This is a genomic window from Stenotrophomonas sp. PE591 (genome assembly GCF_018320795.1).
Taxonomy (GTDB): Bacteria; Pseudomonadota; Gammaproteobacteria; order Xanthomonadales; family Xanthomonadaceae; genus Stenotrophomonas; species Stenotrophomonas maltophilia.
Window position 1 is genome coordinate 325204 of sequence record NZ_JAAOKO010000003.1, and the last position, 17552, is coordinate 342755.

The 17552-nt window shown below is 67.8% G+C and carries 14 protein-coding genes; 4 read left to right on the forward strand and 10 right to left on the reverse strand.

Annotation, left to right across the window (positions count from 1 at the left end; all coding sequences use genetic code 11):
• Nucleotides 1-32 precede the first annotated feature (32 nt).
• The gene (locus JLDANKMP_RS11240; RefSeq protein WP_005407908.1) at nucleotides 33-821 is read right to left on the reverse strand and encodes a class III extradiol ring-cleavage dioxygenase; all 789 of its coding nucleotides are present in this window, start codon (nucleotides 819-821) and stop codon (nucleotides 33-35) included.
• 31 nt (nucleotides 822-852) lie between these two features.
• A complete protein-coding gene (locus JLDANKMP_RS11245; RefSeq protein WP_005407907.1) occupies nucleotides 853-1263 on the reverse strand; it encodes a DoxX family protein in 411 nt (136 codons plus the stop codon).
• 97 nt (nucleotides 1264-1360) lie between these two features.
• Between JLDANKMP_RS11245 and JLDANKMP_RS11250 the strand changes: the two genes are divergently transcribed.
• Nucleotides 1361-2242, forward strand: a complete 882-nt coding sequence (locus JLDANKMP_RS11250; RefSeq protein WP_058980710.1) for a LysR family transcriptional regulator — start codon at nucleotides 1361-1363, stop codon at nucleotides 2240-2242.
• Nucleotides 2243-2336: 94 nt separating this feature from the next.
• Here JLDANKMP_RS11250 and JLDANKMP_RS11255 read toward each other — a convergent pair whose 3' ends face one another.
• Nucleotides 2337-5399 carry an EAL domain-containing protein gene (locus tag JLDANKMP_RS11255; RefSeq protein ID WP_111151251.1) on the reverse strand — a complete coding sequence of 1021 codons (3063 nt, stop codon included), beginning with the start codon at nucleotides 5397-5399 and terminating at the stop codon, nucleotides 2337-2339.
• Between the two features lie 176 nt (nucleotides 5400-5575).
• On the opposite strand from JLDANKMP_RS11255, the gene JLDANKMP_RS11260 reads away from it, so the two are divergent.
• A complete protein-coding gene (locus JLDANKMP_RS11260) occupies nucleotides 5576-7687 on the forward strand; it encodes a M13 family metallopeptidase (protein ID WP_212561113.1) in 2112 nt (703 codons plus the stop codon).
• Between the two features lie 150 nt (nucleotides 7688-7837).
• Here JLDANKMP_RS11260 and JLDANKMP_RS11265 read toward each other — a convergent pair whose 3' ends face one another.
• Together JLDANKMP_RS11265 and JLDANKMP_RS11270 are read right to left on the reverse strand one after the other, a co-directional pair.
• Nucleotides 7838-9010: an MFS transporter gene (locus JLDANKMP_RS11265; RefSeq protein ID WP_212561114.1), complete on the reverse strand. Its 1173-nt coding sequence runs from the start codon at nucleotides 9008-9010 to the stop codon at nucleotides 7838-7840.
• A complete protein-coding gene (locus JLDANKMP_RS11270) occupies nucleotides 9007-10218 on the reverse strand; it encodes an MFS transporter (protein ID WP_212561115.1) in 1212 nt (403 codons plus the stop codon). Before JLDANKMP_RS11270 ends, JLDANKMP_RS11265 begins: the two co-directional genes overlap by 4 nt.
• 133 nt (nucleotides 10219-10351) lie before the next feature.
• Between JLDANKMP_RS11270 and JLDANKMP_RS11275 the strand changes: the two genes are divergently transcribed.
• Nucleotides 10352-10939, forward strand: coding sequence for a TetR family transcriptional regulator (locus tag JLDANKMP_RS11275; protein ID WP_212561116.1), 588 nt, complete (start codon nucleotides 10352-10354; stop codon nucleotides 10937-10939).
• Nucleotides 10940-11115: 176 nt separating this feature from the next.
• Here JLDANKMP_RS11275 and JLDANKMP_RS11280 read toward each other — a convergent pair whose 3' ends face one another.
• Nucleotides 11116-12045, reverse strand: a complete 930-nt coding sequence (locus JLDANKMP_RS11280; protein WP_212561117.1) for an oxygenase MpaB family protein — start codon at nucleotides 12043-12045, stop codon at nucleotides 11116-11118.
• Nucleotides 12046-12354: 309 nt separating this feature from the next.
• Here JLDANKMP_RS11280 and JLDANKMP_RS11285 point away from each other — a divergent pair, with 309 nt between their 5' ends.
• A complete protein-coding gene (locus JLDANKMP_RS11285; RefSeq protein ID WP_005407899.1) occupies nucleotides 12355-12969 on the forward strand; it encodes a hypothetical protein in 615 nt (204 codons plus the stop codon).
• Between the two features lie 39 nt (nucleotides 12970-13008).
• Here the strand turns inward: JLDANKMP_RS11285 and JLDANKMP_RS11290 are convergent, their stop codons facing one another.
• The 4 genes from JLDANKMP_RS11290 to JLDANKMP_RS11305 form a co-directional block, all read right to left on the reverse strand.
• Nucleotides 13009-13353, reverse strand: coding sequence for a hypothetical protein (locus tag JLDANKMP_RS11290; protein WP_212561118.1), 345 nt, complete (start codon nucleotides 13351-13353; stop codon nucleotides 13009-13011).
• A gap of 34 nt (nucleotides 13354-13387) precedes the next feature.
• Complete coding sequence (locus JLDANKMP_RS11295) at nucleotides 13388-14158, reverse strand: LytTR family DNA-binding domain-containing protein (protein WP_154329218.1); 771 nt, start codon at nucleotides 14156-14158, stop codon at nucleotides 13388-13390.
• A complete protein-coding gene (locus tag JLDANKMP_RS11300) occupies nucleotides 14148-15407 on the reverse strand; it encodes a histidine kinase (protein ID WP_005407896.1) in 1260 nt (419 codons plus the stop codon). Before JLDANKMP_RS11300 ends, JLDANKMP_RS11295 begins: the two co-directional genes overlap by 11 nt.
• 212 nt (nucleotides 15408-15619) lie before the next feature.
• Nucleotides 15620-17269 carry a M28 family metallopeptidase gene (locus tag JLDANKMP_RS11305; protein WP_212561119.1) on the reverse strand — a complete coding sequence of 550 codons (1650 nt, stop codon included), beginning with the start codon at nucleotides 17267-17269 and terminating at the stop codon, nucleotides 15620-15622.
• Between the last annotated feature and the right edge of the window lie 283 nt (nucleotides 17270-17552).

Consider the following 17552-nt stretch of genomic DNA (forward strand, 5'->3'; position numbering starts at 1 on the left):
GACGGCCGGGGCCGCCGCGCGTCAGCCCCGGCTCATGCCCCGTCGAAGCGGTACAGATCCATGGCGAGGAAGCCGGCATCGATGCCGGCATCGATGCGACGCGCACCGAAACCGCCCTCGCCGGCCGCGCCCATTGCAAAGAACAGCGGCAGCAGGTGCTCGTCGGTCGGGTGCGCGCGTTCGGCGAACGGCGCCTGCCGGCGGTAATCCAGCAGGGCCTGGCGGTCATCAGCGGCCAAGCGCTGCTCCACCCATTCGATGAAGGGCCGCACGTACGGCGCTTCCTTGCCGTCCTGGTAGTCGCCCCAGTCGTGCAGGTTGTGGGTGATGCTGCCGGAGCCGACCAGCAGCACGCCCTGTTCGCGCAGCGGCGCCAGCGCACGGCCCAGCGCGAACTGATGCTCGGGGCCGAGCAGCGGCTGGATCGACACCGGCACCACCGGGATGTCCGCCTGAGGGCGCAACAGCCGCAGCGGTACCCACGCGCCGTGGTCGAGGCCACGCTGCGGGTCGATGGCCACTGGCAGGCCTGCGGCGGCGATGCGGCCGGCCACTTCTTCGGCCAGTGCCGGATCACCCGGTGCCGGGTACTGCAGTTCGAACAGCGCGCGCGGGAAGCCACCGAAGTCGTGGATGGTCGGCGGCTGCGGATGCGCACCGACCAGCGGCTGCCGGCCCAGCCAGTGCGCCGAGGCCATCACGATGGCGCGTGGCGTCGGCAGATCGCGCGCCAGCTCGGCCAGGCGCACGCCAACCTGGCCCGGCTGCAGGGCAGTCATCGGCGAACCATGGGAGATGTACAGCGAAGGCAGGCGGGACATGGAATTCTCCAGTTGCAGGATCAGGCGGCGATCAGCGCGAACGCAGGGTCCACTTGCCATCGCCGAGCAGGAACAGCACCACCAGCGCCAATGCCCAGAACGCCGGGTATTCCCAGCCGCCGCCGGCATTGGCGAAACCGAAGCCGTTGGCGCCGTGCACGGTAACGATGGTGCCCAGCAGCAGCGGCACGCCGACCAGGCCCACCCAGCGTGCGTAGATGCCCAGCAGCAGCGCGACGGTGATCACCAGCTCGACGCCGATGGTGAGGTAGCCGAGCACACCGGGCAGGCCCAGAGACTCGAAGAACGCCGCCGTACCGGCCGGGGTGAACACCAGCAGCTTGGTCAGCGCGTGGACCAGGAACAGCACGCCCAGAGCCAGGCGCAGCAGGGTGGCGCCATACGGCGCCAGCGGCGAAACAGGAGCGGTCGTGGTGTGCATGGCAAAAGCACCTTGAAGGGAGTGGGCACAGGTTATTGCGCCTTCACGGGTCGATAAATACGATCGTTTGACCGTATTTATTTCACAAGGCGCAACAATGGACACCCTCGAGGCGATGCGCGTGTTCGTGGCGGTGGTCGAGCGCAACGGCTTCAGTGCCGCCGCCCAGGCCCTGGACATGTCCACCGCCGGCGTCACGCGCCAGGTCGCGGCGCTGGAAAAGCGCCTGTCCACCCGCCTGCTCCACCGCACCACGCGCCGGGTCAGCCCAACCAGTGCCGGCGCCGCCTACTACGCCCAGTGCGTGCGCCTGCTGGCCGAATTCGACGCGCTGGAGGCCAGTATCGGCGCGCAGGCGCTGGAGCCTTCGGGCACGCTGCGCATCAACGCACCGGTGAGCTGGGGCATTGCCCGCCTCGGTCCGCTGCTGGCCAGTTATCGCCAGCGCTTCCCGCAGGTGGAGCTGGACCTGGCGCTGTCCGACCGACTGGTGGACATGGTCGAGGAAGGCTACGACGTGGCCATCCGCATCACCCGCGAGCCCGGTCCCACGCTGATCGCACGTCGCCTGGGCGAATCGCGGGTGAGCCTGTGCGCCGCGCCGGCCTACCTGGCCGCACACGGCACCCCGCAGACCCCGCAGGAGCTGCAGGCACACGCATGCCTGAGCTACAGCTACTGGGCCGCAGGCAACAACTGGCCGCTGCAGGGGCCCGGCGGTGAAGTGAAGGTGGCGGTAAGCAGCCTGCTGCACGCCAACAACGGCGACGTGCTGCGCGAAGCGGCGATCGCCGGCATGGGCGTGATCCTGCAACCGGACTTCCTGCTGGAAGACGCACTGGCCGATGGCCGTCTGGTGCGCGTCCTGCCCGAGTGGGAAGCCGCGCCGATCGGCATCTTCGCGGTCTACACCAGCCGCAGCCACCTGGCACCGAAGGTGCGCAGCTTCATCGACCACCTGGTGGAGGCCGGGGTGTAGCCGAGCCTGGCGTTTGCGGTAGTGCCGGCCGCTGGCCGGCAATCAGACACCTCCCGGTCCTGGGCGAATGCCGGCCAGCGGCCGGCACTACCACTTAGGCGGCGACCTCATCCAGCGCGTCGATGATCCGTTCCAGCGGTGCCGGCCGCCCCAGCAGGTAGCCCTGCACCTGGTCACAGCCGTGCGCAGCCAGCCAGTCCAGCTGTCCCGGCGTCTCCACGCCTTCGGCGATGATGGTCAGGCCCATGCTGTGGCCCAGCGACAGCAGTGCGCGGCAGATCGAGGCGTTGCGTGGATTGGTTTCCACGTCCGCCACGAAGCTGCGGTCGATCTTCAGGATGTCCAGCGGCAGGTGCTGCAGGTAGGACATGCTGGAATAGCCGGTGCCGAAGTCATCCAGCGACACGCTGATGCCCTGCTCGTGCAGGCGCTGCATGGTCTGCATCGCCTGCCCCGGCTTGCGCATCAGGCTGCTCTCGGTCAGTTCCACATGCAGCGCACCCCGCGCCAACCCGAACTCCTGCTGGGCGCGGGTGAACTCGGCCACCAGGTCGCTGTTGAAGAACTGCACGGCCGAGACGTTGACCGCAATCGGCAGCTCGCCCCACCCCGCCTCGACCAACCGCCGCTGCGCCTTCGCTGCCGCTCGGATCACCCAGCGGCCAAGTGCCAGGATCAGCCCGGTGTCCTCGCACAGCTGGATGAACTCATTGGGCGGAATGAAGCTGCCATCAGCCTGCGGCCAGCGCAGCAATGCCTCCAATGCCGCCGGGCTGCCATCGCTGGCATGCCGGATCGGCTGGAAGTACAGCTGGAACTCGTTGTCGATGGCCGCATGGATGCGCCCGGCCAGGCGCAACCGGTCGGCCAGCCGCGTGGTCACCGCTGCGTCGAACCAGACCACCACGTTGCCCTCGGCACGCGCCGCGTGCGCCGCCTGCGCGGCCATGCCGATCACCTGTTCGGCGCTGTGGCCGTCACCGGCCACATGCACCGCCACGCCGATGCGCGGCTCGAACTGGTGCAGTGAATCCTTGCCGCGCATCGGCGCCGACACGATCTGCAGCAGGTCGTCCAGCACGCGCTGGGTATCGTGCTCCGAACCGATGGCGAACACGAAGTCCTCCGCCGGCTGGAACGCCAGCGTGCCGCAGCGTGCGCCCAACCCGCCCAAGCGGGTCGCCATCGACTGCAGCACCGCATCACCGATTTCACGGCCCAGCGTATCGGCCACCAGCTGCAGTCCGCGCAGTTGCACGAAGGCGATGGTATACCCCTCGCCCTGCTCATCCAGCTGGTCGGTCAATGCACGCACGTTGAGCAGGCCGGTGGCCGGGTTGTGCCGTGCCTGGTAGGCCAGGTCGCGCTCGTAGGCCAGCCGTTCGCTCACATCCTCGGCCAGCACCAGGCACGCGGGCTGTCCGTCGAAATCGAGCTTGGACAGGTGTGCGCGCACCTCGAAAACACTGCCGTCCTTGCGCCGGTGCAGGCGCACGGTTGCGTCAGGGGGATCGCCCACCTGCGCGCGCTGGATGGCACCACGCACCTCGTCCCAGCCTTCGCGCGGGCGGATGTCGAGGATGCTCATCGCCAGGAACTCTTCGCGGCTGTAGCCGTACTGGCGCACCGCCGCGTCATTGACCTCGATGAAGCGCAGCGTGTCCGGGTCGAACACCCAGAATGGCGCCGGGTTGCGGTCGAACAGCAGGCGGAAGCGGCGTTCCACTTCGCTCATCTGCTCGCGCGCCTGGTAGCGTTCGCTCAGGTCGGTCAACGCGCCGATCATGCGTCGTTCGCTGTCGGCCACCTCCACTCGCTGTCCGCGCGCGCCCACCCAGCGCACTTCACCACCGGGCAGCACCAGGCGGAACACCTGGTCGAGCACTGCGCCGCCGGCAAAGGCCTGGTCGAAAGCCTGCTGCAGGCGCGCGGCATCATCGCGATGCACGCGAGCGAAGAAGTCGGCCACCGGCAGCGCATCGGTCTGCACGCCGAAGATCTCGCGCGCCAGGGGGGACCAGCGCAGCAGCGCGGCGTCCTCATCCACGTACCACGTGCAGACACGCCCGACCTGATGGGCCAGACGCAGCTCGGCATGGCCCGCCTTCAGTTCCTCGGCCATCGCCTGCTGGCTGCGGGTACTGCGGCGCACCGCATACAGCAGCACCAGCAGCACCACGATGTAGGCCAGCACGATCGCCACCGATGCCTGCAGGTACGGCCACCAGGGTGCCAGCACGTCCTCATCGGCCAGGCCGATCTGCACCGCCAGCGGGCTGCGGTCGAGCGTACTGATGGTCGTGATGCGCGGCACACCATCGACCACGCCGGGCAGGCTGCCGAGCTCGACCACCGCCTGCTTGCCGAGCAGGTCACGCCGCGGCAGGTCGTAGCGGCGACCGACCGTGCCATGCGGATCGGGCACGCGCGCCAGCATGTAACCCTCGGCGTCGGTGATCGAGACCAGCCCGTTGGGACCAACATCCAGGCCGCCGGCGATGCGCTGCAGTTCACCACAGCGCAGCCGCGCCAACAGCCAGCGTTCACCGGCCATCGGCAGTGCCAGCGGCACCACCCAGTCGCCATCGCTGGCCCGCTGCGGCGGGCCGATGTACAGGGCACTGCCCTGCCCCCGGCGCAGCGGGTCGGTCCACAGCGGCAGCTGCAGGTCGCCGCGCCCGGCGGTCAGCGCGCGCCCGTGGCGGTCCAGCACCACGATGCTGTGCAGTTCAGCGTGGCGGCGCAGCACGCCACCGATGGCCGCATCCAGCAGTGCCGGAGCCTGTGACGGCACGCTGCGGAACAACTCACCGGCATCGCCGGCGATGCCGGTCATCGCCCGCTCCAGATTGCGCAGTTCCAGCGCCAGCAGGCGCTCGCTCCCCACCGCCAGCGCCCGGCTCTGCCGCTGCGCGGCCTCCAGGCGGCGGTGATGGTCGTTGGCCAGCATGGTGGCCAATCCGGCCACCAGCAACAGGCCCAGCAGCACGCCGCCCCAGGTGATGGCGCGCAACGGACGGGCCAACGCCCGCTTCAACGCGGGCATCGGTCGATCTTCCTTGTGCAGTCGGCTGGCTTCATGCGCGAACGAATCCTCCACATCCCCGACCTCAACGGCCGGCGGACGCCATTCTTGACGCCTGACCCCGTCCTGCATGGCCACCTCCCCGTGTCCGCGCAGGGCTCCAGGGCCCAGCATGCACCACCCCGGTGACGGCGTGAAGATCGCTTCGGCGCGTTCAGCCAGATCCTGCACAGGACCGGCCAGCCACAGGGACGGCCAGCCGGGCTGCGGCGGATTAGACTTGGGGTTTTCCGCTGCAAGAGAAGTCCATGTCCAAGCTGCGCCGTCCCACCCTGGCACTGGCCATCGTTGCCAGCCTGTCCCTGGCTGCCTGCGACCGTCCGGCCGATCCGGCCGCTGGCACCGCCAAGCCCGCCGAGGCTGCACCCGCTGCCGCCAAGCCGATGCTGGGCAGCTTCGGCTTCGATGCCAGCGGCATGGACCGCAGCATCGCGGCCGGCGATGACTTCTTCGGCTTCGCCAACGGCACCTGGGTGAAGAACACCGAGATTCCGGCCGACCGTTCGCGCTTCGGCAGCTTCAACGTCATCGCTGAAAAGACCCTGGCCGACACCCGCGCCATCCTCGAGGGTGCGGCCGGCAATGCGCAGGCCAGCGGTGACGACAAACTGATCGGCGACTACTACGCCGCCTACATGGACGAAGCCGGCATCGAGCAGCACGGCATCGCCCCGGTGCAGCCGCAGCTGAAGGCCATCGAGACCATCGCCGACAAGGCTGGCCTGGCACGTGCCCTCGGCGGCGAGATGCGCGCCGACGTCGACCTGCTCAATGCCACCAACTTCTACACCGACCGCCTGTTCGGCCTGTGGGTCTCGGTCGACATGCTGCAGCCGGACCGCACCGCGCCGTACCTCGTGCAGGGCGGCCTGGGCATGCCCGACCGCGACTTCTACCTGGGCGGCGGCCGCATGGCCGAACTGCGCAAGCAGTACCAGGGCTACATCGCGCAGATGCTGCAGCTGGCCGGCGTGGCCGACCCGGCCGGCAAGGCACAGCGCATCCTTGCGCTGGAGACGAAGATCGCGCAGGCGCATGCCACCCAGGAAGAAACCAACGACGTGACCAAGGGTGCCAATCCGTGGACCCAGGCCGATTTCAACGCCAAGGCACCGGGCATGGACTGGAACGCCTTCCTTGATGCGGCCGCGCTGGGCGAGCAGCAGGACTTCATCGTGTGGCAGCCCAAGGCCGTGGCCGGCCTGTCCAGGCTGGTCGCCACCGAGCCGCTGGAGGTGTGGAAGGACTACCTGGCCTTCCACGCACTGGACCGTGCCGCCGCCTACCTGCCGAAGAAGTTCGCCGACGCCCGCTTCGCCTTCCATGGCACCGCGCTGAGCGGCACGCCGCAGCAGAGCGATCGCTGGAAGCGCGCCGTGGATGATGCCAACCATGCTGTCGGCGAGGCCATCGGCAAGCGCTATGTCGAGAAGCACTTCGACGCCAGGACCAAGGAGCGTGCGGACGAAATGGCGAAGAACATCATCGCCGCTTTCGCCAAGCGCATTGACGCACTGTCGTGGATGTCGCCGCAGACCAAGGCGCATGCCAAGGCCAAGGTCGCCGGCCTGACCGTGGGGATGGGCTACCCGGAGAAGTGGCGTGATTACACCGGCCTGGAGATCCGCCGCGATGACGCGCTCGGCAACGCACAGCGCGCCGAGCTGTTCGAATACCAGCGCAACATCGCCAAGCTGGGCAAGCCGGTCGACCACAGTGAGTGGGCGATGCTGCCGCAGACCATCAATGCGATGAACGTGCCGCTGGAAAACCGCCTGGTGTTCCCGGCCGCGATCCTGCAGCCGCCGTTCTTCGACGGTGCCGCCGACGACGCGGTGAACTATGGTGCGATCGGCGCGGTGATCGGCCATGAGATCAGCCACGGCTTCGATAACGCCGGCGCGCTGTTCGACGAGACCGGCAAGCTGCACAACTGGTGGACCACCGAGGACCTGAAGCAGTTCAACGCCGCCGGTGATGCGCTGGCCGCGCAGTTCAGCAGCTACGAGCCGTTCCCGGGCGTGCATGTGAACGGCAAGCTGACCCTGGGCGAGAACATCGCCGACGTGGCCGGCCTGGGCACTGCCTACGATGCCTACCAGCTTTCGCTGCAGGGCAAGCCGGGCCAGACCCTGGAAGGCTTCACCCCGGACCAGCGCTTCTTCCTGGGCTTCGCCCAGGCGTGGCGCAGCAAGAGCCGCGAGCAGGCGCTGCGCAATTCGCTGCTGACCGATGTGCATGCGCCAGGCCAGTTCCGCGCACTCACCGTGCGCAACATCGACGCCTGGTATCCGGCGTTCGAAGTAAAGGAAGGCCAGAAGCTGTACCTGGCCCCGGACAAGCGGGTCAAGGTGTGGTGATGTAACCGGAACGGGCGCCGCGAGGCGCCCGTTTCATTTCCCGGTAGCTGCCAACCTTGGTTGGCGAATGCCCCGCTCGGGTGGGTGCCGACGTTGGTCGGCATATCTACAGGTCTACAGGACTACAAGCCATCCACGCATGGCGTGGATCTACCGGCGCGTTGTGGCAATCACCAGCGTGGCGACCATGGCAAGCCCGGCCGCGACCCACAGATTCGCATGCAGGCCCACGCCATCCAGCAGCCGTCCACCGCCCCACGCGCCCATTGCGATGCCGATATTGAACACACCGACATACAGCGCGGTGGCGATCTCCACCGCGTGCGGCACTGCCTTCATCATCCAGCTCATCAGGCCGACCGACACGCCGCCATAGGCCAGGCCCCACAGCAGCAGCACCACAATGCCGCCGGTGGGTGTGTCGCCCAGCCACAGGAACAACAACGGCGTCAGCAGCAGGCCGCAAGAGATCGCCAGCAGCATGCCGCGCGGGTGACGAGCGGCCAGTGGTCCGGCGATGAAGTTGCCCGCGATGCCCGCCATGCCATAGGCGAACAGCAGCGCGCCGATCCAAGCGGCATCCACGCCCGATCGCAGGGTCAGCAACGGGCGTACATAGGTGAACGCAATGAAGTGACCTGCTACCAGCAGCAGCGTCAGGCATAGGCCGCGCTGCAGGCCACGGTGGCCGAGCAGCTGCACGAACTGCGCCGGGCGCACCGACGCCACCACCGGCAACGCGGGAACCACCCACAGTTGCAGCAGCATCACCGCCGCACTGAACAGCGCCATCGCTGCGAACGCGAAGCGCCAGCCCAGGGCGTCGCCGATCAGTGCACCCAGCGGCACCCCCAGAACCGATGCTGCGGCCACGCCCCCGAAGATGATCGAGGTGGCCAGGCCGATGCGATGCGCCGGTACCAGGCGGGCTGCCAGCCCACCAGCGATGGCCCAGATCCCGCCCATGCAGAACCCCACCAGTACGCGCGCGGCCAGCAGCCAGCCGATGCCCGGTGCCAGCGCCGAAGCAACGTTGGCGACCAGCAGCAGCCCCAGCAGCACGCACAGGATGCGGCGACGATCGATGCCACCGGCTGCGATCACCACCAGCGGTGCGAACACTGCCGCCAGCAGGGCCGGCAGCGAGATCATCAGGCCGGCGGTGCCGGTGGACGCGCCGAGATCTTCGGCGACAGGGGTCAGCAGGCCCACCGGCAGCATTTCGGTGGTGACCACCGAGAAGGTGGCGAGGCCAACCGCAGAAACCGCCCACCACGGATGGCGATGCACAGGCGCGGCATGCGCAGGCGATGAAGCGCTCACGGGATGATGCCTTCAGGGGTGGATGCGGCAGCCGGGCGCAACGCACGTCGCGCGAGAACGGCCAACAGCAGCACGCCCCCGCCTGCCACCAGTGCAACGACAAAGCCGCTACGCACGCCCCCCGCATCGACGCTCTGCCCGGACAGCGCCGCGCCCAGCGCCACGCCGATGTTCAATCCGGCCAGCAGCCAGGTCATGCCCTCGGTCAGGCGCGATTCGGGTACGCGTTGTTCGACCAGCGACATCGCCACGATCATCGTCGGCGCGAAGAACACCCCGGCCAGCAGCACCGCCACGGCCAGCCCGGGCAGGCTGCCGACCCACGGCAGCGGCAACGTGGTCAGTGCGGTGGCCACTGCGCCGGCCAGCAACAGGCGCCGCAACGGTGCCTGCAGCTTCAGTGCCCCGAACAGCAGGCCCGCCGCGCAGCTGCCCAGCGCATAGGCCGACAGCACCACGCTGGCGGCAAGCGGCTGCCCCCGCTGTTCGGCGAAGGCCACGCTGGTGATGTCGACCGTACCGACAATCACGCCCATCGCCAGCATCAGCAACGCCAGCAGGCGGATCTCCCTGTGCCGCAGCAGCGAGCCCGAGGGAGTTGCACCTTCGTGCTGCTGCAGCGGCGGCTCGGTACCCCGCTGCAGCACCAATGCGGCGACGCCGACCACCAGCAACAGGGCGGCCGCCAGTACGCCGGCCTGTGGCCATACCGCCACCGACAGCCCCACTGACAACGGTGGACCGACGATGAAGGTCACCTCATCGAACACGGTCTCCAGCGAATACGCGGTCTGCAGCTGCGGGCGACCGCGATGGATCGCAGTCCAGCGTGCGCGCACCATTGCGGACACGCTGGGCATGCATCCAGCCAGCATGGCGGCGACGAAAAGCGCCCAGTCTGGCGCAGCCAGCAGCGTGCACGCGAGCAGCAGCAACAACCCTGCCGCACTGGCCGCAGTAGCCCATGGCAGCACCCTGCCCTGCCCGCGCCGGTCGACCCAGCGCGATACCTGCGGTGACAGCAGCGCGTAGGTCAGCACGAAGGTGGCAGACACCGCACCGGCCAAGGCATAGCTGCCGCGCAGCTGCGACAGCAGGGTGATGATGCCGATGCCGGTCATCGGCAGCGGCAGGCGGGCCAGCAGGCCGGCCAAGGCAAGGCGGGCGGTGCCAGGGGCAGCGAACAGGTCGCGGTAGGGGGTGGCCATCGGGATCTCCAGGGCAGCGGCTTGCCTGGCGCTCCCGGCGCCACGACAATACATACAGAGCGTATGAATAAGAGCCTACATTCATACGCGTCGTATGTAAATAATCATGCACTGCGTATGTAAGGAGCTCCGGATGGTCCGTCGCACCCGCGCCGAGATGGAAGAAACCCGTGCCAGCCTGCTGGCCACCGCCCGCCGCGTGTTCAGCGAGCATGGCTATGCCGCCACCTCGATGGATGACCTGACCGCCCAGGCCGGCCTGACCCGGGGTGCGCTCTACCACCACTTCGGCGACAAGAAGGGCCTGCTGGCCGCGGTGGTCGCCCAGCTCGATGCCGAGACCGACCTGCGCCTGCAGGCGATCAGCGATGGCGCGGATGATGCCTGGGACGGTTTCGTACAGCGCTGCCGTGCCTATCTGGAGATGGCGCTGGAGCCGGAGATCCAGCGCATCGTGCTGCGTGACGCGCGCGCGGTGCTGGGTGGCGCCTCACCGGAATCGCAGCGCCACTGCGTGCACTCGATGCAGCGCCTGATCGAACAGTTGATCGCGCAGGGCGTGGTGGCGCCGGTGGATGCGCACGCGCTGGCATCGCTGATCTACGGCAGCCTGGCCGAGGCCGCGTTCTGGATTGCAGAGGGCGAGGATGGCGACGCGCGCCTGCGGCAGGCGACGACGGCGCTGGAACTGCTGTTGCGTGGGTTGAAGTCGGCCGGGTGAGGCCCATCCACATGGCGTGGATCTACTGCGGCATCCGCTCTGGTAGAGGCCAACCTTGGTTGGCCCTTCTGCGGCACCGCGCGCAACGCGTGCCAACCAAAACCATGGCATCAGCAGATCCACGCCATGCGTGGATGAAGCTTTATCGCGCAGCGCGTGCCGACCAAGGTCGGCACCTACCAGGTAATCGCGGGCCACTCGCGCAGGGCTTCCACCGGCACGTCCATGCGCGCGCAGGCGCGGCTGGCGAGGCCATCGGGCAGCGCACGGCGGAACAGCGGCGCCATGCCCTGCATCAGCTTCGCTGAAGCGGCCGCCTGCGCACGCTGGCGGCCGCTGCGTTCAAGCATGCCTTCGGCCCAGTCCGGCAGCAGTGCCGCACCGGCGCCAAGGAACACCTCGCGCGACAGCCCCGGCACCGGTACCGGCAGGCGCACGCCGGACAACACCTCCAGCACTTCACGCGAGCGCTCGTCCACACGCAGCTCCGGTTGCCGCGCGCAGAAGTACGCTGCCACCTCGGCTTCACTGCGCGGCACATCCACCGCACCCAGTGCCTCGGCCACGCGGCGGTACTCGTCGTAGTAGCGGTCGGCGATGTACGCCGGCACCTCGCGCCCGTAGCGACGGAAGCCCTGCAGGAAACCAAACGCCTCAGTCACGTGCACCCATGTCAGCAGTTGTGGATCGTCCGCCGCGTAGGGCTCGCCCTGCGCGGTCTGGCCGCGGATCCGTGCATGGATGCGGCGCACCTTGTCCACCAGCGCCTCTACCTCCCCGCTGGGTGCATAGCTGGTACCGGCGACAAACGCGGTGGTGCGACGCAGGCGACCCACCAGGTCCTGGCGGAAATTGGAGTGGTCGTAGACCCCGGCCAGCGCGCGCGGATGCAGGGTCTGCAGCATCAGCGCACACAGGCCCCCGGCCAGCATCGAGGGGAACTCGGCGTGCAGGCGCCAGGTCACGCTGTCAGGTCCAAACCAGCCCGGGTCACCCAGCGGCTGGTCGTAATCGATGCCGCTCTGGCCACGCGGGAAGGCCTCCAGTACCCAGCGCCGGATCGGCGCGGTGACGGGGCGGGAGAGTCGCTGCAGCAGAGCCGGCATCACAGATCCAGGGAAAGCGAAAGAGTGGCCGCGAGTTGCGCGGTCAGCCCCGATTCTGGGCGATCACGACGCCGGCGGCGAGTCTTCGCACTCAGCCACGGTTTCATGTGCGGCCGCAGCACATTTCACCCTGCGACATCCTGTCGCAGGCTCCGGCCTCGATGCTGCGATGCAGCAACATTCACCGATTCAGAGAAGGCCCTTACGCGGCTTGGCATTGCGCCCATTGCACGGCTCGCTGGAAGTGCTAGAACTGGACTCGCCACACCGTCCAATGCTGATCGACGCACGTTCCACAAGGAGCCAGCCATGATTGCTTTGTTCAAGGGTTTGGGAATTCTGCTTCGCGACAACGAGCTCTACAGCAGCCCGTTCGATAAACAGGTTGCGCATTGGCGCAATCTCAGCGAGCAGCAGATCCGCGATGAAGTAGCCGTGCTGGCGCAGGCCAAGTGCCAATGGCTGATCGCCTCGATCGTCGGCTGGCAGGCGGCCTCGCTGCTGATTCTTGGCCTGATCGCCAACTACCTGTGGCGTGACGACTTCCATATCACGTTCACCCGCGTGGTAGTCGTGTTCGGCTCGTGGGTCTCGATCCTGTTCGTGATCTGGTTCATGGCCAACATGTTCGATCAGCAGGCCGGTTTCGAGCGCTGGATGAAGGCGTTCAACAGTCGCGCACGCATCAGCTCCAAGGCCGACAGCGTCGAGCACGTGGCCGAGGCCCTGGAACTGGCCGAGCATTACCCGGAAGTGCTCGATTACAAGCAGGCGGTCACCGCCAAGCGCGAGCTGCGCCACGAGGACATCCGCATCATGACCGAGATCGGGCGCATGAAGCAGCACTCCGAACTGGTCGGCCGCCTCAACCACGTGGGCGAGAACGAGCACCACCACGACCTGACGCTACAGCCTGCCTACTGACCCTTCAGGGAAGCGGGGGGACCCACAATGCCGCCGTGATCACTCACGGTGGCATTGTTCTTTCCGATCCTCGCTGACGCACTGGGCGAAGCCCTTCGGCAGGTCCCTGAACTCCTGGGTGGTGCCGGCCGCCAACGCGAACGACCGTATCGGCGCTTTCGCACACGCCGCGTCAGGACGACAGGCCGGGTCCAGCAACAGGTAATGGCACTGACCGCTGCGGCTGGCCATGCACTCAAAACGCGCCACGCCGTCCACTATCGTGCGCTTGCTGTACAGCGTGTCCACGCCATTGGCAGTGGTGCGGGTGATCGCGGTTTCGGTGGACTTCTGGCAACCGGCAAGCGCCAGTGCAGCGAGGCCTGCAAGCAGGAAAGGACGCATGCAATGCTCCTGATAGCGGAAAGGTGCGGTGCGGCTACATGCCGCGGAACAGGCTCATGAATGGTTGGCTGACCACCAGTGTTTCCGTCCGGCCCCGCAGCCGCAGCACACCGCGCCCGGTATCGTCGCGGCTGACCGCCGCCACAGCCTTCATGTTGACAATGGTGGAGCGGTGGATCTGGCGGAAGTGCTGCGGGTCGAGTACTTCCAGCAGTTCGCGCAATGGTGTGCGCAACAGGCTCTCGCCGGCAGCGGTGACCACGGTGGTGTACTTGTTGTCGGCACGGAAGTAGGCGACATCTTCCAGCATGATCAGCTGCGTCTCGCGGCCGTTGCTGGCGGTGATCCAGGCCAGCGGCGGGCGCTCGGCAGCACCCTGCGATGGACCCAGCCGCTGCAGCAGGCGTTCAAGCACGGCGTCATCCTGGCGCGCCGATGGCAGCCGCGACAGGATGCGCTCACGCGTCGCCAGCAGGCGTTCGTCACTGACCGGCTTCAGAAGGTAATCCATCGCGCCCTGCTCGAACGCATCGATGGCGTACTGGTCATAGGCGGTGACGAACACCACCTGGGTACGCGGGCTCAGCTCGGACAGCGAGCGCGCAACTTCGATGCCACTGATGCCGGGCATGCGGATGTCGAGGAACGCGATGTCCGGCTGCGTCTCGGCCAGCTGCTCCAGCGCACTGGCGCCGTCCTCACACTCGGCCACCAGCTTCAGCTCCGGCCACAACCGGCGCAGCTGTTCCACCAGTGACTGCCGCAGCAGTTCCTCGTCTTCGGCAATGAGGGCTTCAAGCGGCATGGCTGCGCTCCTTGTGTGTCTGCGGCAAGGTCATGGTCGCGGCCACACCGCTGGGGAAGTTGGCAACGATCGCCACGCCGGCCTGCTCGCCACAGGTCAGGCGCAGGCGTTCGCGCAGGTTCTTCAGGCCGATGCCGGTGCCGCTGGTGCCCTGGCCGAAGCCGAGCCCGTCGTCGGCGACGGTCACGGTCACATGGTCATCGAAGCCACGCGCCAGGATCCAGATCGTGCCACCGCCGGGCTTGGGTTCCAGGCCGTGCTTGATCGCGTTCTCCACCAGCGTCTGCAGTGCCATCGCCGGCAGGTGCACGCCGTGCAGCTCATTCGGTACCTGCACTTCCACCGCCAACCGTGCGCCCATGCGGATGCGCAGGATCTCCAGGTAGGCGCGCGTGCGTTCCAGCTCCACGCCCAGTGTCGACACCGACTCGTCCACCTGCGGCAACGAGCTGCGCAGGTACTGGATAAGGTGGCCGAGCATCTGCTCGGCACGTGCCGGGTCGGTGCGGGTCAGCACCTGCGCGTTGGCCAGCGTGTTGTACAGGAAGTGCGGCTCCACCTGCGCATGCAGCAGGTTCAAGCGCGCGACCGACAGTTCCTTTTCCACCTGGGTCTGTTCGGCGGCGGCCTGCTCATCGCGGCGCTGGTCGGCCACGCGGCGGCTGATCGCGCGGGTAACCGCTTCGGCGTTCTCGAAGTTGCTGCCCTCATCCAGCGCCAGCAGATCGGCCCACCAGCCGGCATCCGGTTCGAACAGCAGAGTGACGGTACTGGTGCCCTGCCCCGGCGTGACCGTCGCCAGCACGCTGTTGCGCTTGATCGCCAGCCGCGCCGGCAGATTCCAGCGCGACGGCTGGCGGCCATTCCAGAGGTCGACCCGGCGCACGTAGGCGCGCACCTGCAGGCTGCCGGCCGAGCTTTCCACATCTTCCACGCGCGGAAGTTCGGCAATTGCCGCTTCCACCACGGCATAGGCCTGGCCGGCATCCATCGGCAGTTCCACCTGGCGGCGCTGGCGCCCGGACAACGTGGTCGAATCCAGTCGGCCGGCCACCAGCCAGACCCGGCGCACGTGGGTGATCGCGCTGCCCAGCGCGGAGATCATCAGGAACATCGCCAGCAGGCCGAACACCCAGCCCGGGCCATCGTTCATGCCGCTGAAGATGCCGCTCCAGACCATGCCGGCGACAACCAGCGCGGCGGCCCAGGCCAGCAGGTGGCGGATCAGGAGAGAGAGGCTGGCGAACACGGCGGCGCCTTGGAGGAAGGGGGTGAGCCGAGCATAGGGCGGCGCGCCGGGCAAACAAGCGGGCTGCGACGAAGGCCGGAAAAGTGGGGATGGAAGGCCATCTGGTAGTGCCGGCCGCTGGCCGGCTCCCCACTTTCTCCGCATGCATCACAGGGATGCCGGCCAGCGGCCGGCACTGCCCGGGAGGCGCCGGGCGAACCCGGCGCATGCCCTTACTTGCGCTGGTCGGCGCTGGCGTCACGAACGGCGCGGAACGATTCGTCCTTGCTCCAGTTCGGCCAGCTGCGCGTGTTGGCCAGCTGGTTGCCCAGCGTGTACAGCACTTCCAGGTCGCGGGCGGCACCGGCGAACACCCAGTCCGGCTGCCATTCGTCGCCCTGCTGGTGGTAGCGCTTGGCGGTGTAGTCCTCGGAGGCCTTCTTGCCCGCGGCCACGCCACCGTCCACCCAGTCCTGGCCGGCCGACCACGACAGTGCCGGAACGCCACGCTTGGCGAAAGGGAAGTGATCGGAGCGGAAGAACAGGCCGGCTTCCGGCTTCGGGTCCGGCGTGTAGCGGATATCCCAGCCCTTGGCCACGTCCTTCAGCTGGTCCAGCAGCTCGAAACGCGCGGCACCGTAGATGCCGAAGTCACGCGACGGCCCGAACGGCGCCATGCCGTCCATGTTGATCACCGCCACGGTCTTTTCCAGCGGATACAGCGGATGGGTGGCGTAGTACTCCGAACCCAGCAGGCCCTTTTCCTCGGCGGTGACCGCCAGGAACAGCACTGACCTCTCCGGACGCTTGGCCTTGGCGAAGCCGCGCGCCAGTTCGATCAGCGAGGCGGTGCCGCTGGCGTTGTCCAGTGCGCCATTGAAGATGCGGTCGCCACGCGCGTCGGGCTCGCCCACGCCGATGTGGTCCCAGTGCGCGCTGTAGACGATGGTCTCGTCCGGGTGGCGGCTGCCTTCCAGGCGCGCGGCCACGTTGTGCGAGGTGATCACTTCGGTCTTCACCGCGTACTTCGCGTCCAGGCTGGCGCCGGTCAGCGGCACCGGGGTGAAGTCGCGCTGCTGCGCCTTCTTCTTCAGCGCCTCGAAATCCTGCCCGGCCGAGCGGAACAGCTCCACGGCCAGGTCGCGCTGGATCCAGCCTTCCAGCAGCGGGTGGCTGTCGGCCGGGTTGTCGCGCACCACATCGAACATGGTGTTGGTGTTGGAGCCGGCCACGGTGGCCCAGCCATACGACGCCGGTGCGGTCTCGTGCACGATCAGCACGCCCAGCGCGCCCTGGCGGGCGCCTTCTTCGTACTTGTAGGTCCAACGGCCGTAGTAGGTCATGCCCTTGCCGTCGAAGTCACCCTGGCCGGTCTCGAAGTCCGGGTCGTTGATCAGCACGACGGCGATCTTGCCCTTCAGGTCCACGCCCTTGAAGTCGTCCCAGTTGCGCTCCGGGGCCTTCACGCCGTAACCGAGGAACACCAGCGGGGCCTTGCTGATGTCGACGTTGCTGGCCCCGTTCATGGCGGCGCGCACGGCAATCTGCTTGCCCTGTTCCAGCGGCAGGGTCTTGCCGCCCTGGTGCAATGCCAACTGCGGCGCGCCGACGATGTCGCCCTTGCGCAGCGGCACGGCCTGGGTCCACAGGCGCTTGCCGTCCTTGAGGTCGCCGCCCGGCTGCAGGCCGGCGTCGGCGAACTGCTTGCTGAGGAAGGCGATGGTCTTTTCTTCGCCGGCGGTGGCCGGGGAGCGGCCTTCGTAGGCGTCGGAGGCCAGTTCCTTGATGTCGGCGGAGATCCGCGCGCCATCGAATTTCGGGGTCGCCGCCATCAGTGCGCTCGACACCGACAGGGCCAGCACGCCCAGTACTACTCGTTTCATTGCTCTCTCCAGCAGGAAATCCTTCTGGAGTGTAATGGGATTCGGCAGGGCTGCGCCCTGCACCTGCCGATGCCAGAGCAACAGCAACAGCAGAAGCAGGCATTCGGTGGGACGGCGGGGTGGGTCCGGTTGCGGGGGACGCCGTAAACCCGTCCTTGGGGGCTTGGCCGCGGCATCCATGCCGCGGACACCCCCGCAACCGGACCCACCCCGCCTTCGACAGCTTCCCGGTGCTGTTGGTAGGTGTCGACCTTGGTCGACACGCATGGAAAACACGAAGGGG

Bases quoted from the DNA above. Each gene is read 5' to 3' on its own strand.
- JLDANKMP_RS11240 (WP_005407908.1), bottom strand. From the start codon at position 821: ATGTCCCGCCTGCCTTCGCTGTACATCTCCCATGGTTCGCCGATGACT.
- JLDANKMP_RS11245 (WP_005407907.1), bottom strand. From the start codon at position 1,263: ATGCACACCACGACCGCTCCTGTTTCGCCGCTGGCGCCGTATGGCGCC.
- JLDANKMP_RS11250 (WP_058980710.1), top strand. From the start codon at position 1,361: ATGGACACCCTCGAGGCGATGCGCGTGTTCGTGGCGGTGGTCGAGCGC.
- JLDANKMP_RS11255 (WP_111151251.1), bottom strand. From the start codon at position 5,399: ATGCAGGACGGGGTCAGGCGTCAAGAATGGCGTCCGCCGGCCGTTGAG.
- JLDANKMP_RS11260 (WP_212561113.1), top strand. From the start codon at position 5,576: ATGTCCAAGCTGCGCCGTCCCACCCTGGCACTGGCCATCGTTGCCAGC.
- JLDANKMP_RS11270 (WP_212561115.1), bottom strand. From the start codon at position 10,218: ATGGCCACCCCCTACCGCGACCTGTTCGCTGCCCCTGGCACCGCCCGC.
- JLDANKMP_RS11275 (WP_212561116.1), top strand. From the start codon at position 10,352: ATGGTCCGTCGCACCCGCGCCGAGATGGAAGAAACCCGTGCCAGCCTG.
- JLDANKMP_RS11280 (WP_212561117.1), bottom strand. From the start codon at position 12,045: ATGCCGGCTCTGCTGCAGCGACTCTCCCGCCCCGTCACCGCGCCGATC.
- JLDANKMP_RS11285 (WP_005407899.1), top strand. From the start codon at position 12,355: ATGATTGCTTTGTTCAAGGGTTTGGGAATTCTGCTTCGCGACAACGAG.
- JLDANKMP_RS11290 (WP_212561118.1), bottom strand. From the start codon at position 13,353: ATGCGTCCTTTCCTGCTTGCAGGCCTCGCTGCACTGGCGCTTGCCGGT.
- JLDANKMP_RS11295 (WP_154329218.1), bottom strand. From the start codon at position 14,158: ATGCCGCTTGAAGCCCTCATTGCCGAAGACGAGGAACTGCTGCGGCAG.
- JLDANKMP_RS11305 (WP_212561119.1), bottom strand. From the start codon at position 17,269: ATGAAACGAGTAGTACTGGGCGTGCTGGCCCTGTCGGTGTCGAGCGCA.